This window comes from Priestia sp. P1_B12_1, from assembly GCF_056406695.1.
Genome location: NZ_JBFTZR010000001.1, coordinates 512,435 through 527,534 on the forward strand (window position 1 = coordinate 512,435; position 15,100 = coordinate 527,534).

A 15,100-nucleotide genomic window follows, 5' to 3' on the forward strand; every position below is an offset into this window, starting at 1 on the left:
TATGCTTTTTTGTAAATATTTCTTACTCTCATAAAAAAATGTTTTTAAAACAAAGAGCTAGACTAAAAATAATAAATTAAAAGGAGACATTATGCAAGCAGTTGGAATAATTGTCGAATATAATCCTTTTCATAATGGACACGCTTATCATTTGCAGCAAGCCAAACAACAAACCAGAGCAGATTGTGTGATTGCTGTGATGAGCGGGCACTTTTTGCAGCGCGGAGAGCCTGCTCTTGTATCAAAATGGTCCCGCACAAGAATGGCTTTAGCCGCTGGTGCAGACTTAGTCGTTGAATTACCCTATGCTTTTTCTACTCAAAAAGCTGAAACATTCGCAAGCGGCGCTATTTCTATTTTAGAATCCCTTCGCGCTGACTTTGTATGCTTTGGCAGCGAAAATGGCAATATTGACTCATTTACCCGCACCGCTGATTTGCTCGAAGCTCATGAATCAGAACTATCCGCTTTAATTCAACAAGAGATGAAAAAAGGGAACAGTTATCCAAAAGCAGCTTCCAACGCTTTCTTACAGCTTTTCACGGAGGCTCCTATTGATTTATCTCAGCCAAATAATGTGCTTGGAATGAGCTATGTAGCTGCCATTAAAAAACAGCATGCATCTATTAAACCATATACAATCACTCGAATTCAATCACATTATCACGATGATTCCCTATCTTCTTCTTTTATTTCAAGCGCTACAAGCATACGTAAAGCTATTTTTGACAGCAGCAGCCATGAGGATCTGAGCAAGCACATGCCAGTTAGTACAGCAAATGAATTAGCAGCTTACAAGCAAGCACACGGACAGTTTCATCATTGGGAGCATTATTTCCCATTTTTGAAATACAAATTATTAACTACTCCGCTTTATGACTTACAGCGTATTTATGAAATAGAAGAAGGTATTGAACATCGGCTGCTATCTTATATTTCTTCAGCTACTTCATTTGAAGATTTTTTAACAAAGGTTAAAACGAAGCGATATACGAGAACCCGGTTACAGCGCATGTGCCTTCACCTTTTAACCAATACAACAAAAAGTGAGATGCAACAAGCTGATCCTTACATTCGCTTATTGGGAATGTCAAAGACCGGACAAGACTATTTAAAAACAATTAAGAAAAAGCTGTCCCTTCCTATTGTATCCACTGTCTCGCAATGTAAACTAAAAGAAATTGATATCGATATTAAAGCAACACATGTTTATAGTATGCCGTTTCAAGAGCCTCTGCGCTCTCAATTTATGAAACAAGAATACACGCAGCCTCCTATCATTTGGCCATAAAAAAATCGTCTGCAAGAGACGATTTTTTTATGGTTTCAGCTTTTCTAAATACGTGACGGCATCCGAAAATGAATCTACGGGTACAATTTTCATATCACTGTCTATTTTTTTAGCTGTCTTCACTGCTTCTCGGTAGTTAGAGCCCGCAGCCCCTTTTTCATTTGGTGCAAAGAAAATTTCTGCTCCTTCTTTATCTGCGGCTACAATTTTTTGCGAAATACCTCCGATTGGTCCTACCTCTCCTTTATCATTGATAGTCCCTGTACCTGCAACGCGATGGCCTTTTGTCATGTCCTCTTTAACAAGCTGATTATAAATTTCAAGCGAGAACATCAGTCCAGCTGAAGGCCCTCCTATTTTTTCAGTATCAATATGTATATCGGGCTTAACTTTTAGTTCTTGGTTCGTTTCTAAGGCAATTCCTAAGCCTACTCGTTTCGGCTCGTCAGGGAATGCTTTAACTTTTAGAGTATGTTTGCTTTCTTTGCCATCTCTTTTTACATAGATTGATACTGAATCTCCTGCTTTTTTAGTCGATACGTAGTTGATTAAGTCCTCAGCAGTTTGAATTTTTTTCTCGTCTACTTTCGTCACTACATCTCCAACATGGAGTTTTCCATGTGCAGGCATATTTTCTACGACATATGTAACATATACGCCTTTATTGAGATAAGAAACGCTCTTTCCAGCTTTTTCGTATGCGACTGAAATAGCGGCATTTTTTGACGTATCCATCATATGTAATTGCCTTGTCGAGTAATCTTCATCGCTTTCACCTTGCTGCAAAATTTGCTTTGTAGGGAAAATTTCATGAAAGTCCTGTATTTTCGCAAGACCATATGAAAGAGGAGTTGCTCTGCCCATTCTTACAGTTGTCAGCATAAACGTCCCTTTTTCATGGTATCCATCTTCTACTTTAATAATAGGCGCAAGTTCTTCTGCCATTCCAGGCTTTGTAATGTAGTACGGCAAAGGATAAAAACAAAGCATTGCCACCACTGCAATAACAGCCAAATATACCAAAATTCTAATTCTAGATTTCACTTTTTTTGTTCTCCTTCCAATGATCAATTGCTTGCAGGATAGAAGGCAACTGCTCATGTGCTGCTTGTTCACCAATTGAAATCATTTCTTGAATGTTTGTAAACGCTCTGGAACTAAAAGTATCGAGATTAGGACGAATCATAATGTCTGAAGCAATGGTCCGATGAGCTACTAGCTCATCTTGCAAAATATCTAGACTTTGCATAATGACATCAAAAATAGAGCTAATTTCTGCATTCACTTTCGCTTTTGATACATCGACTCCAATGACAATATCAGATCCCATTTCTTTTACAACCGACACAGGAATACGGTCTACTACCCCGCCGTCTACAAGCAATCGTCCATCAATTACTTCGGGAGCAAAGATTCCTGGAATTGAAATGCTTGCTCTCACCGCTTCAGCGATAGGTCCTTTTTTAAACACCACTTTCTCTCCTGTTTTCAAATCTGTCGCTACAATGGCAAACGGTATAGATAGCTGTTCAATGGTTCTATTTTGCGTAAAGGTGCGAACCAACGATTTTACTCTGTTGCCCGTAATAAATCCCATTTTAGGCACGGTAAAATCCAAATAATACTTTCGTTTGAACGTTAGCGCCATTTTATAAAGAGTTGCCAGTTCAATACCTGACGCATATAGTGCACCAACTAAAGCTCCCATGCTGCTGCCAGCTAGAAAATCAATAGGAATGTTATTTTCTGTTAGCGTTTTGATTACTCCTAAATGTGCAAAACCTCTAGCTCCACCTGAGCCTAACGCAACTCCTATTTTTGGGCTTTCCACTTTACCTGCCCCCTCGTTTTACCTTATAGACTTCTAAAAATGTAAAAACATTTGATGAGCTTCTCTATCATTGTTGCCCTGTCTTCGGTAGGACTATTCTTCATTTTGAATTTGTTCATTTAGTATGAAGCTAAAGATATGTTTTGCTCAATGCACAGTGGTTATTAAGCATTATACTATACTGAAGGTTGTTTTAAGAAATTCTTGCTCTTCGCTTGCTGCGTATACGTTTTTTTACTCCTTGACTATCTTAGAAGTGCACTGATTTATGTATATGAATTGTATTTCCAAATGTGACAAGACGCCTTTTTATTCAGTATGAATTTATTTTCTCCTTACTCACAGGCATAAAGTCGATGCATAGCTTCGTATATTGATATATAGAAGAACTTGTACATTTGCCTAAAACTCCTCATTTCATTCATATCAAAATGACGTGAGCTTAGAAAAGGAGATGAATCGTTCATTGAATAAATCGATGGTGAAAACACTTCTGCTCGGGACGAGCGTAACGCTTCTCGCTATTGCGCTTATTGTATATCCAAAAGAAGCGCTAGAAGGTTCAGTAAGAGGTCTCAACACATGGTGGAAGGTCGTCTTTCCTTCTCTGCTGCCCTTTTTTATTGTTTCAGAAATGCTTATTGGGTTTGGCGTAGTGAAGTTCATTGGGATCTTATTAGAGCCGTTTATGAGGCCTTTATTTCGAGTACCTGGAGTAGGGGGTTTTGCTTTAGCAATGGGCATGGCTTCTGGGTTTCCTTCAGGTGCAAAAATCACTTCCCGGCTGCGTCAAGAAAAGCAGCTAACAGCTATCGAAGCTGAAAGACTCGTATCATTTACTAACTCATCTAACCCTATTTTTATTTTTGGAGCTGTGGCAGTTGGCTTTTTCCACAATCCAGCTGTCGGTATCATATTAGCTCTCTCACATTACATAGGGAATATTTGTGTAGGATTGGTGATGCGTTTTTATGGATCAGCAAAACCGAAAGGACAAGTAACTCAAAAACCTTCTTTATCGTTAGCTTTTCATGAAATGCATAAAACGCGTTTAAAAGATAAGCGTCCTATCGGGAAGCTTCTAGGAGATGCGGTTACTTCTGCTGTTCAATCTCTCTTAATGATTGGCGGTTTTATCATTTTATTTTCTGTATTAAACAAACTTTTATATGTTACTCATATCACGGCCGTTTTAAGCAGCGGTCTAGCTTATTTATTTTCCCTCTGTCATATAGGGACTGAACTGAGCCTCCCCTTTATTTCAGGGCTTTTTGAAATCACGCTAGGAAGCCGTCTAGCAAGTGAAGCGCCTGACACGCTGCTGTTTCATCAAATTATCATCGTTAGCTTTGTATTAGGCTTCAGCGGTTTCTCCGTTCAAGCACAAGTGGCTAGTATACTCGCAGAAACAGATATTCGATTTTTTCCGTTTTTTATTGCACGCATTTTTCACGGCTTTTTTGCGGTAGTATTCACTACCTTTCTATGGGGTCCTCTTCGAGAATCCATTACTACTTTTCAAGCATCAGAAGGAGCACTGCCGGTTTTTTCTCACTTGGAGTCCATTACGATTCTATCGCAGTGGCTAAACGTGTACGGTCCGCTCTTAACGATTTTTACGCTATGCTGCTATATTTATATATATTCAAAACGAACGTTTCTTCATCGTTCCTAGTAAAAAAAGAACGTGACGTTTTCTTATCGGCAAAGAAAACGTCACGTTCTTTTTTATCTTATTTTTGAGACAGCTGTTCAAATTTTTCCGCAAGCGCTTCTCTAACAGGGGGAGGAACTAATTCAGAAATATTCCCGCCATATTTAGCTACTTCTTTTACAATACTAGAACTTAAAAACGAGTATTGATTATTTGTCATCATAAATAACGTTTCGATCTCTTTATCTAATACGCGATTTACAGATGTGATTTGCATTTCGTACTCAAAATCCGATACCGCACGCAAACCTCTTAAAATGGTCTTTGCCTGCTTTTCTTTTGCATATTCCATTAATAATCCGCTGTACGACTCGACTACCACATTAGGAAGTGATTTTGTTACTTCTTTCAGCAAAGCTACTCGCTCTTCCCCTGTAAATAGAGGACTTTTTGAAGAGTTATTTAAAACAACCACATAAATCGTATCAAATACATTTGCGCCTCGTTTAATAATATCAAAATGTCCATTTGTAACTGGATCAAAGCTTCCTGGACAAACAGCTATACTGCCCATACGTATCCCCTTTCTACATCTAACAGCTCATTGATTTATTCAACTGATTCTTCTTTTTTGTATGTATAAATAGAAACACCAATGATACCGTACGTTTCGCTTTTTATTTTTTCAAATAAACCAATCTCATTATCTAAATGTACATCATGAGAATGCTCCGCTACAATAATTCCTGTTTTTGCTAGAAGGTTTTCTTCACTTACCGTTTCGATAAGCGCTTTCAACTTTTGTGCTTTATACGGTGGATCAAGCAAAAGTAAATCGACAGTCAGCTCCCTTTTCTTTATCGCTTTCAGTGCACGTTCTGCATCATTTCGATACACTTCAGCGCGGTCTTCTAACCGGCAAGATGCTAAGTTTGCTTTAATCGTCTGAATCGCTTTGCCATCCCGATCCACAAAAATGACTTTATCTATTCCTCGGCTTAGAGCTTCAATTCCCAAGCCACCGCTTCCACCGAACAAATCAAGAGCTGTTCCACCTTCAAAAAACGGTCCAATCATATTAAAAATAGCTTCTTTCACCTTATCTGTTGTAGGGCGGGTTGAGTATCCTGGAACCGCCTTTAACGCATGGCCTTTATATAAACCTGCTACTACTCTCATCCTTATCACTACCTTACTTTTACTTCCTTATTCTTCATTATCCTAACATATTTTGAATTACAAAGACTAGCAAAAATCCTCAATTTATTCAATGCTGTATACATTCTGTGCAATAACCCAGCAGCTTGCTTTTATGCTGGACTTTTATGACCGTGTCCTTAGATACACTGATTCTTTTCTAGAAGATACACCTATGAAGATCATTCGGCATTTCGTTCATAGAAGATTTCCTTTACTTTAATATGTCATAATAAACGTAAATTTACCCTTTTTCTCTGTCATGTTATCAGTCTTTTATGTATGAAAAAGTGAATTTCACAACACAGGTATATGAACGTCTAAAACGGACATACTGACTAGTAACAACATCATCTAACCGATGTTGTTGCCAACCGCGGAGAAGACTTACGTTTCCCCATAAGTTCTTCCTCCGGTTTCTCCTCTCCCTTTGCCTTCATCAAGGTGCTTGTAATCGCAGAGGTGATTACACCCCTTTATTGAAGGGCCCTACAATGAGTAGTTGTAGGGATTTTTTTATTTACTCTTAAAATATTCAATGATACATTAAACTACGTGAGTTTGCTTTTTTAATACATAAAGGGGGAAATACATATGATTCAGCGTTTTATTGAGCTCGGAGAAGGGTATTCAGATATTTATGAGCTGTTAGAGATTGTCAAAAGTAACAAACACCGTCTTGCTCATCTTATTATGCTGCGAACAGTAAAAGAAGATCGACCAGTAGCTTCTTTTGTCGCTGTCTTGCATCCAACAGCTGAAGGGAATTTCCAACCGCTTTACGTTTGCCGAGAAGGAATTGTTTTAAAACAAAACGACAGCAAGCGCGTTGAGTTATTTAAACAAGCTGCTGAGGAAGCGGGAAAAGAAATTGTGGTACTCGATGTCAAACCATCTACTACATTTCCAGAAACAGCACTATACTATCAGCACCTTATTGGCATTTTGCGAATGAACCGCTTTATTCCGCCAATGCAATAATCTCATCCCTGCCTATTCATTTGCCAAGGGCAAGTAAAATAAAAAAAGGAATGTACATCACATTCCTTTTTTGTTTAAATTCCTATCTTATAGTCATATTCCTTCGCCTTATCCGGCTTTGAATTTTCGAATTCTGTTTTTAAAAACGGCCGATAAGAAGGATCTACTTTCTTCACAAAAGGTAGAGACTGAAGTTTATGGATTGTTTTTTCAATGCCATCTTGGTTGCAATATAAGACAACATACTTTAATTCTTTAGATACGTAATGTACATTTCCGTACTTTCGCAATGCTTTTGCTTGCTTAACAGAATGCACATACGCCACAATTCCTTGACGTTCAACAAACATATTTAGTTCCCCTTTTGCATACGTTATATTGGTTTTCTTTATCATAAATTCTTTTATATGAAGTAGGTGCTTTATGTATGAATTTAGATGATATCTGGATGCTCTTTCTTACTCATTTTAACGAGCAGAGAGCTATTGAACAAGTCATTTTCAAAAAAATCACAAATATACCCTTTTTGTATATAAACACATCAATTGAGCGTAGAAAAATAGATGAGCTTCTAGAAGCTTCATCTATTTTTGCTACATCCAATACAAATGCTACGTGGCGCTCAACTTTTGTCAGAAGTCAGCACCTTACTTATGTTTATCAGCACAGGTTTTACGTTCCACAGCGTAAAATGGCCTGCTGCGGAAATTCCTGTGCTGATTGCGTTCGATTTATACAGTGAACGGCTTATGCGCTGCACCCACAGCTTCCACCAGATCCGCAGCCACCGCCGCAGCTGCTTCCCGTATCAAAAAACGGATTTCCCGTCGGTACTTTCACGTGCTCTGAAACAGCTTGACCAAGGATAACGCTAATTTCATCAAGCAGCTTTTGTAATTCATTTTCTGCTTTTTTGAACGCAGCGATTGTCACGTGTAAATCAACTTGACGCTTTACATCACGTACTTGTCTCGTAATGGTTTTATAATCAGGATGATATTTTCCAAATCGCTGAACATCCTCATACTGTTCCTTTATTTTCACAAATTCAGCAATTAATGCCTGTGCATGTGAATCTTTATTTAATCTATATAAACATTGACGATAGTTCTCGGCTACGTCTGATTGTAACACCATGTTCGCTACGTGATCAGACTCATCGAGTAATTCAACAGTTCTCATTGTTGTCAGCATGGCTGTGCACCTCCGTTTTTATCTTATCACGTTTTGGATCTAAAGAAAAAGAACTTGCTAAAACAGCTTACACTGATTTACTACAAGTTCTACTTTTTAACTATATAATTTCAACCGTAAAGGTATTCCTCACTTGATAACTTTCTTCTTTAGATTTCATCAGTTCAATCGTAACAGTATGAGATCCTTTTGGAAGATCACTTAAAACAAAGGCTGCTTGCTTCATTTCTTTAAATGGTTTTCCATCTACTGTGATTTGAAGGAATCCACTCTCTGTTGAAAATGAAAACCCGCTTAGAATACATTCGACGTATACGTTTTGTCCTTTCACATGCTGGTGTACCATCAGTGAAGGTTTTGTATTCATTGCACCAAACGTTTCAGCTGCACGCGGTTGAGAGGGAATTTTAGTTTCAGGTTTTGGTTTATCATGGTTGCATCCTAGCAGAGAAACTACACATAAGGCCGTCGTTAATAGTAAGCGCATAATACCATTCCTTTATCATTCGTTTCTCCATAGTGTTTACAAACTCTTTGTTTTTACTCATGACATGCAAAAATCTCTGCATCGCTATGTATGCAGAGATCATTGATTTTTCATGGACTGAAACATATGAAACATCATGTTTGCCATTTGAATCGAATTCGAAAACTTTTCGACTTTATGAGGAATCGTTTGTTTGTAGTAGTGCTTGGATTCTAATTCAAATTTCTCGAGTTCTTCAGGATTTCTAGATAAACGCCGGTACCACATTGGCTGTTCACGAACGAAGTCGTTGAGTTTAGGACGAGACTGCATATACTCGTATATATCTTTTCTCATTGCGTTTAATCTTTCCTAAAGCCAAATGGATTCCCTGGCCCGGAAGCTGCTCCTCCACCGGATGGCTTAGATGGCTGAAATTGCTGCAGTACTTGTTGAATATTCGAAATAGCTGAATTTACATTTGTGATATGATTTTGCATTTGATTCAAGTCCATGTTTTTCAGCGAGGATACAATTGTACCCATAATATCTTTTTTCTCCTCTGTTGCAGCAGCTGGTTCAGCCTTTGCACTTTCTTCTGAACGATATGCCTCCCACATTGGATCTTCTGCACCGAATAAATACCAATCTTCATAAAGCTCTTTCCACGTTTTTTGCTGCTTTCGAACCTGTTCTACTAATTTGGGATGTGATTTTACAAATTGTTTAAATTCCACAACGGACGGATGAAGCTCTCGTTTGGTTTCCTTCACAGTCACTCACCTCATACTTAAATATAGCCTACTATATCTTAGAAAAAGAGAGCTCGTTTCGTGCGCCTATTTCAAAAATTTTTTATAGCTGTTTTTTTGAAGAAGCACGAACTGTGAACCAGTATGTAATGAAAATAGATAAAATGCTTAGCCAAAATGTAAAATAACCAATTTCAGACATATACGCATTGAGCATGCTGTATCTTGGCATCATAGAAAAAACGTAATCAATGATATCATTATGTACGGCCCATACAGCGGCAACAGCTATATGCCATAATTTAATCCGGTAAAACGGTACGTATAAAAGCCCTTGAAAAGCCATTGCTGCATGAGAAGCCATTAACATAAGCATCATCCAATCAATGTATCCTGTTAACACATAGACCAATACATTCATTACGACGGCCCAAATCCCGTATTTAAACAGCGTGATCATTGCTAAAGCTTCAAACAATGAAAAATGCTTTCCAAGTAAAAGACCGATAAGTACAATAACAAAAAACAAGCTTGCCGTTGGACTATCAGGCACAAATAATAAAAACTTCTTAGGCGTTTCCGCTAATTGGCTTCCATACCAAATATATCCGTAGATTGTTCCTAGTATATTCACGATCAGCAGAAGCGTTAAAAAACGCTTATCTTTTAAGGTATACCATAACCAAGCCATTTAGAAAGTCTCCTTTACATTTAATCTCTTCTTTATTATGTACAGTTTTTGAACAATAGCAAGCACCTATCTCATTGATGTAAACCACAGCATTAAATAAATTCAAAAAAAAACCAGCCCTTTGGCTGATTTTCACTATTCTTTCCCTAAGTTGCCGACAAATTCCGAGAGCGTTTTCAATTCTTTATCTGAACCTTTGAAAACACCTTTTGGCATATTGCCTTTACCATTTTTTGCGATATTGGCGATTTCTTCAGGAGATAAATCAATGCCTGTTAAAGCCGGGGCCGCAGGGCCTCCCTGTAAGTTATCACCATGACAGGTCAAGCACGTTTGTTCTTGCATGATTTTGTAGCCTTCTGAATTTTTGTCAATTGCTACTTCTTCTCTAATTTTCCCTTGCTCTTCACGCGCTTTCCAATCCACCTGTGTCGCTGACTGCCACGTTAGGAAAAAGACTGCTGCTATAGCCAAAAGCATGAATCCTGTTGCAAGCGGCCTCTTAGCTGGTCTTCTTTCTGGCCCTCGATCAATGAACGGAGCAAGCATTAATGCGCCAAATGCAATCCCTGGAATAATAAATGCACCTATAATATTATATGGACCAGAAGCAAATGAATATTTAAGCAATTGATATAGGAACAAAAAATACCAGTCAGGAAGAGGCAAGTACCCCGTATCAGTCGGATCGGCAATACGTTCAAGAGGAGATGGATGAGCGATGGTTAAACATAGATAACCGATTAAAAAAACTGCCCCTACCATCCATTCTTTTAGTAAAAAGTTTGGCCAGAATGCTTCTGTTTTCCCTGGAAATTCAGAGTAATCTTTTGGAATATTGGGTTTTCGTTCTGCAGGAACACGTGAATCTCCAACAAACTTCATCCCTTTACCACGATGCATGTTCTCCCTCCTTTTTCTCACTGTTCTAGTGAAAGTACTAACAACGGAGTATGTGCTTGATGCATATGATGACTAGTGTGATTGACTAATTGAATAAAGCGTATAAAATTTTATAGTGGTCCTGAAATTCCTTGTTTACGAATCATTAAGAAGTGGGCACCCATTAAGCCAAGTAGAGCTCCGGGTAAAAAGAATACGTGAATGGCGAAAAAGCGAGTTAGTGTTTGAGCACCAACGATGTCTGGATGTCCTGAGAGTAATGTCTTCACTTGCTGGCCTATAATTGGTGTGGATTCGGCAATTTGCAAACCTACTTTCGTTGCAAATAGCGCTTTCATATCCCACGGCAACAAATAACCTGTAAAACCTAAACCTAACATAACAAAGAAAATTAACACACCCACAATCCAGTTTAACTCGCGGGGTTTTTTGTATGCTCCTTGGAAGAAAACACGAAGTGTATGTAAAAACATCATGACGATAACCAAACTTGCTCCCCAGTGATGCATACCTCGAACAATTTGTCCGAAAGCGACTTCATTTTGCAGATAATAAACGGATTCCCATGCATTTTTTATATCTGGTACATAATACATGGTTAAAAACATGCCTGATAAAATTTGAATAACGGTAACAAAAAACGTTAATCCACCAAAACAATACACAAATGCTGAAAAGTGATGTGCAGGATTTACGTGCTCTGGCACTTCATGATCGGCCACATCTCGCCATAAAGGAGTAATATCTAGCCGTTCATCCACCCAGTCATAGATTTTATTCAACATTTTCTATGCCCCTCCTTGTGGTTTGGCTTTTCCTAGATATAACGTACCGCCTTTTACTTTTTGAACGTATACATCTAACGGTCCCATCGGTGGTGTCCCCGGTACATTTTTACCGCTTTTTTCATACATTCCCCCATGACAAGGGCAGTAGAAACGGTGTGGATAGTTTTTGTCACCAGCCCAGTTAACCGTACAGCCTAAATGCTTACAAATTGGTGACAGCGCGACGATTTCACCTTTATCAGTTTTGTACACCCAAGCCGATCTTGGCTCTTCTGATTTATGCCACGCATCCACTTGCTTGATTTTAAAATCGACACGTTTCGGCTCTTTTGTAATGTCTTTAACCTGCGCTACAGCTACTAAATCCTGACCCGCTTCTTTTTCTAAAATTGGATCTACTGCAAAGCGCACCATTGGCATTAACATTCCAGCAGCCATGAATCCCCCTACACCAGTGAGCGTATAGTTTAAAAACTGTCGTCTTGATACCCGATCACCCATGCTTTTCCCCCCTTTAAAAAAGTTCAGTCCAGAGAATTTTGGACACATGATGGACCATTCTATTAAACTAGGACATAATCATGATATATTAATATTTCTGGAAGGTCAATACAATAAAAACCTAAAACATGGAAATAATCTTTATTTTTCTAAATTTTTTGTCATTATTTTGCGTGCGCTTCCATTACTTATTCTACAGTCTTTTTAAACACTCCATTTCTCTACAAAAATCGGTAAGAGCTGTTGAACTTGTTCATGGATGAGCGTATACTTATGCGACTCATCTATATGCTCAAGAGGTAAAGCAGGTATCCAAATGCAGTGCGCCCCTATTTCTTTTTCAAACTGCAGCCAGTCTCGGTCGCTAGTAAGCACAAAAAGATGTTTGACTTCATTGTCATTTATATGCTCATTCCAACGAAGTAATGTTTCATAAACAGCAGCTACTCCATCTTTTTTTAAGTATGTAAAACTAGGTGTTAAAATCACTCTTCCTTTAAATTGCCTTTCTAACTCTTCAGTAAGAGCAGTCGTATATTCACTCATAGATGCAGTAAGCTTTAAATCTTCTCCGAAATCAATCGGAATAAGCGGAACCAATACGGTATCAACATAACTTTTGGATTGTAGGTACACATCCATTTCCTTGGCCTGAAGCTTCAACTTCCTTCTCCTCTCAGCAAGCCCGCTAAAGCTTGTCTTATTTATTTTCCAAAATGAATAAGGAGATAAAAAAAGAGATTGACCTTTTCCTAAGAAGCTAGCCAATCCCTCGTTTATCTACTGTACATAATGGTTATTTAAATATTCGCTTAAGCGCTGAAATTCTTCTTTATCGTTTTCATCTAATGCTTTATCAATTAGTTCCATGATTTTTGATCGCTGAAACTTCTGAATAGATTCTTCCAATATTTGCTCAGCTAATACTCTGTCTTTTTCATTTGTTTGATTAGCTTTTGGCATATACGGATTGTCTTCCAGTACAGCCACATATTGAGGCGATGAATACAACGATCGGAAGTTTAATTGAATATAAATGTCTTCTTCTCGATTCAAACGAATATCATGAAATGATTTTTCTGCATCGGTTGTCATGATATTTTCTTTATAAAAACGAAATGGAGGGTCTTCCACACAGTGCGTAGACATCACCATCCCGCGAGGACAAAACTGTGCTTGCTCAACGAAGTGAACTCGTTTCATCAATTGATCATGGCTCATCAAATAATTTAAAATCCATACACATTCTCTTCGCTTCAGCTGATAATTCGTTAAAAACCAGCGAACAAATTCTTTTTTCTCGTTGACAGTAACAGGGGTCGTCATATTCTCACTTCCCTCCTCTGTGTTTAAACTCTCAGTTAAAACACCTTTTACAGTTATTTATTCCACACGGCAGCAATAAAATCCTCTGAACTATTATTTATTCTTCTAATTGAAATAATATGTCTTGAATTTCATCTACTGTTGGATCTATTGCTAATAAGGCTTGGAAAATCTCCTTCGCTTTCGAGCGCTGTCCTTCTTCTAATAAGAAGTAGCCATACTCTTCTAAAAACGCATACTCTTCTTTAAAAACAGTGTATGCAGATTCGTAGTATTTTAGCGCTTCTTCATAATTTTCTAATTCCTGGTGAGCTTTTGCTAAATCCCATTCAAAATGAGGGTCATGCTCATTATATTCTTTGGCGTGCTCGATATTCTCTACTACATCTTCATATCTCTCTTGACTCATATAAAGTTTAGAGAGAGTTAAAATGGCTTCAATATACCCTGGATCTAGTGCAATCGCTTGTTGAAATGCCGATTCAGCCTCTTCTTCTAGACCGCGCTTTAATGCTATCTTCCCTTTAAAAAAGTAAAGTTCTTTTTGAAATTCATCCTGCGCAATACCTTCGTTGACAGCCACCGCAGCCTCTTCTAGCATCTCTTCATGTTCATATGATTTTGCTAAATATAAATAAAGAGAATGGTACTCACGGTCTAGCTCTTTTAGTTCTGTGAACTTTTCAATAGCAGTCTGATAATGACCTGCTTGATACGCTGAAATCGCATATTCAAATAATGTGTTAATCTCAAGCTTATCTTTTAGCGCTTGATCAAAGTAAGGAAGAGCTTCTTCGAACTGGCCGATACCTGCTAAACTTTCAGCTAATCGCTGACGAAGATCCGTGCCGTTAAATTCTTTTTCTGTTTTTAGCAGCGTTTGATAAAAAGGAATCGCCTTTTGATAAATTCCTTGACTGCTGTAAAATTCACCGAGCCCAAAATCTATAACCGGCTCATTTGGAAGCATTTTTTTCGCTTCCATTAACTTTTGCTCACTTACTTCACTAAGGCCTTGCATTTGATATAAATCAGCTACAAGAAGCAGAGCTGGCACGTAGTTATCATCTTCGCTGCTAATTTGATTTAAAATATGAATTGCTTCTTCTTCTTCTTCTAAATCAATAAGCATTTCAGCTTTTAATAAATACAGCTCGCCTTCTTCTGGGTATTTAGCGATGAGCTCGTCTATTAAAGGCAGCGCATCATTTACTAGTCCCCACTCTTGAAGCTGTTCAGCCATTAAAAATTTTTCTTCGTCTGTAGCTTTATCTTTCAATTCATGAATAAGGGCAAGACCTTTTTCAATTTCATTGGATTCTACGTAACCTATCGCGCGGTCTAGTTCTTTCACACACAATTCTCCTTTATTATTACATTCACTTTTTATATACAAATAAAACGAATTAATTTTCTATTTTTTCCAAACCAAAGCAAGCACACATGCTTCTATACACCATGATAAAATAGTTTGAGCGTTTGTTCAACAAATCAATTTGAATACGCTTACATTTTTCGAATAAAA

20 protein-coding genes are annotated in these 15,100 nt (G+C 38.0%); 4 read left to right on the top strand and 16 right to left on the bottom strand.

Annotated elements, in window-relative coordinates; translation table 11 throughout:
• Positions 1-91: 91 nt before the first annotated feature.
• Positions 92-1,291, top strand: coding sequence for a nucleotidyltransferase (locus tag AC1D0Y_RS02630; RefSeq protein ID WP_060745951.1), 1,200 nt, complete (start codon positions 92-94; stop codon positions 1,289-1,291).
• 27 nt (positions 1,292-1,318) lie between these two features.
• Here AC1D0Y_RS02630 and AC1D0Y_RS02635 read toward each other — a convergent pair whose 3' ends face one another.
• Together AC1D0Y_RS02635 and AC1D0Y_RS02640 are read right to left on the bottom strand one after the other, a co-directional pair.
• Complete coding sequence (locus AC1D0Y_RS02635) at positions 1,319-2,335, bottom strand: SepM family pheromone-processing serine protease (protein WP_028410756.1); 1,017 nt, start codon at positions 2,333-2,335, stop codon at positions 1,319-1,321.
• Complete coding sequence (locus AC1D0Y_RS02640; protein WP_013058980.1) at positions 2,325-3,122, bottom strand: patatin-like phospholipase family protein; 798 nt, start codon at positions 3,120-3,122, stop codon at positions 2,325-2,327. Before AC1D0Y_RS02640 ends, AC1D0Y_RS02635 begins: the two co-directional genes overlap by 11 nt.
• A 466-nt stretch (positions 3,123-3,588) precedes the next feature.
• On the opposite strand from AC1D0Y_RS02640, the gene ylbJ reads away from it, so the two are divergent.
• On the top strand, positions 3,589-4,797 hold the full coding sequence (gene ylbJ, locus AC1D0Y_RS02645) for a sporulation integral membrane protein YlbJ (RefSeq protein ID WP_477707326.1): 1,209 nt from the start codon (positions 3,589-3,591) through the stop codon (positions 4,795-4,797).
• Positions 4,798-4,855: 58 nt separating this feature from the next.
• Here ylbJ and coaD read toward each other — a convergent pair whose 3' ends face one another.
• Complete coding sequence (gene coaD, locus AC1D0Y_RS02650; RefSeq protein ID WP_013058982.1) at positions 4,856-5,350, bottom strand: pantetheine-phosphate adenylyltransferase; 495 nt, start codon at positions 5,348-5,350, stop codon at positions 4,856-4,858.
• Between the two features lie 35 nt (positions 5,351-5,385).
• Positions 5,386-5,955 carry a 16S rRNA (guanine(966)-N(2))-methyltransferase RsmD gene (gene rsmD / locus AC1D0Y_RS02655; protein WP_013084870.1) on the bottom strand — a complete coding sequence of 190 codons (570 nt, stop codon included), beginning with the start codon at positions 5,953-5,955 and terminating at the stop codon, positions 5,386-5,388.
• Between the two features lie 612 nt (positions 5,956-6,567).
• Between rsmD and AC1D0Y_RS02660 the strand changes: the two genes are divergently transcribed.
• Positions 6,568-6,954 (top strand): DUF7147 family protein, encoded by a 387-nt coding sequence (locus tag AC1D0Y_RS02660; protein ID WP_060745950.1) that lies wholly within the window; start codon positions 6,568-6,570, stop codon positions 6,952-6,954.
• A gap of 74 nt (positions 6,955-7,028) precedes the next feature.
• On the opposite strand, the gene AC1D0Y_RS02665 is transcribed toward AC1D0Y_RS02660, so the two are convergent.
• The gene (locus AC1D0Y_RS02665) at positions 7,029-7,304 is read right to left on the bottom strand and encodes a YlbG family protein (protein WP_013058985.1); all 276 of its coding nucleotides are present in this window, start codon (positions 7,302-7,304) and stop codon (positions 7,029-7,031) included.
• 77 nt (positions 7,305-7,381) lie between these two features.
• On the opposite strand from AC1D0Y_RS02665, the gene AC1D0Y_RS02670 reads away from it, so the two are divergent.
• Entirely contained in the window at positions 7,382-7,696 is a 315-nt protein-coding gene (locus AC1D0Y_RS02670; RefSeq protein WP_028410753.1) for a hypothetical protein, read from the top strand.
• A gap of 5 nt (positions 7,697-7,701) precedes the next feature.
• Here the strand turns inward: AC1D0Y_RS02670 and AC1D0Y_RS02675 are convergent, their stop codons facing one another.
• The 11 genes from AC1D0Y_RS02675 to AC1D0Y_RS02725 form a co-directional block, all read right to left on the bottom strand.
• Positions 7,702-8,148 carry a YlbF/YmcA family competence regulator gene (locus tag AC1D0Y_RS02675; protein WP_060745949.1) on the bottom strand — a complete coding sequence of 149 codons (447 nt, stop codon included), beginning with the start codon at positions 8,146-8,148 and terminating at the stop codon, positions 7,702-7,704.
• 100 nt (positions 8,149-8,248) lie between these two features.
• Entirely contained in the window at positions 8,249-8,635 is a 387-nt protein-coding gene (locus tag AC1D0Y_RS02680; protein ID WP_028410751.1) for a carbohydrate-binding protein, read from the bottom strand.
• Between the two features lie 99 nt (positions 8,636-8,734).
• On the bottom strand, positions 8,735-8,971 hold the full coding sequence (locus AC1D0Y_RS02685; protein WP_013058988.1) for a YlbE-like family protein: 237 nt from the start codon (positions 8,969-8,971) through the stop codon (positions 8,735-8,737).
• Positions 8,972-8,976: 5 nt separating this feature from the next.
• Positions 8,977-9,387: a YlbD family protein gene (gene ylbD / locus AC1D0Y_RS02690; protein WP_013058989.1), complete on the bottom strand. Its 411-nt coding sequence runs from the start codon at positions 9,385-9,387 to the stop codon at positions 8,977-8,979.
• An 82-nt stretch (positions 9,388-9,469) separates the two neighbouring features.
• Positions 9,470-10,057, bottom strand: coding sequence for a lipoprotein heptaprenylglyceryl N-acetyltransferase LhaT (lhaT, locus tag AC1D0Y_RS02695; RefSeq protein ID WP_050689693.1), 588 nt, complete (start codon positions 10,055-10,057; stop codon positions 9,470-9,472).
• Positions 10,058-10,192: 135 nt separating this feature from the next.
• The gene (locus tag AC1D0Y_RS02700) at positions 10,193-10,960 is read right to left on the bottom strand and encodes a menaquinol-cytochrome c reductase cytochrome b/c subunit (RefSeq protein ID WP_060745948.1); all 768 of its coding nucleotides are present in this window, start codon (positions 10,958-10,960) and stop codon (positions 10,193-10,195) included.
• Between the two features lie 110 nt (positions 10,961-11,070).
• On the bottom strand, positions 11,071-11,745 hold the full coding sequence (qcrB, locus tag AC1D0Y_RS02705; protein WP_013058992.1) for a menaquinol-cytochrome c reductase cytochrome b subunit: 675 nt from the start codon (positions 11,743-11,745) through the stop codon (positions 11,071-11,073).
• Between the two features lie 3 nt (positions 11,746-11,748).
• Positions 11,749-12,249: a QcrA and Rieske domain-containing protein gene (locus AC1D0Y_RS02710; RefSeq protein WP_013058993.1), complete on the bottom strand. Its 501-nt coding sequence runs from the start codon at positions 12,247-12,249 to the stop codon at positions 11,749-11,751.
• 204 nt (positions 12,250-12,453) lie between these two features.
• On the bottom strand, positions 12,454-12,912 hold the full coding sequence (locus AC1D0Y_RS02715) for a YpiF family protein (protein ID WP_225049502.1): 459 nt from the start codon (positions 12,910-12,912) through the stop codon (positions 12,454-12,456).
• Between the two features lie 117 nt (positions 12,913-13,029).
• Positions 13,030-13,575 (bottom strand): ReoY family proteolytic degradation factor, encoded by a 546-nt coding sequence (locus AC1D0Y_RS02720; protein ID WP_013058996.1) that lies wholly within the window; start codon positions 13,573-13,575, stop codon positions 13,030-13,032.
• A gap of 97 nt (positions 13,576-13,672) precedes the next feature.
• Complete coding sequence (locus tag AC1D0Y_RS02725; RefSeq protein ID WP_260505453.1) at positions 13,673-14,935, bottom strand: tetratricopeptide repeat protein; 1,263 nt, start codon at positions 14,933-14,935, stop codon at positions 13,673-13,675.
• Positions 14,936-15,100: the final 165 nt, after the last annotated feature.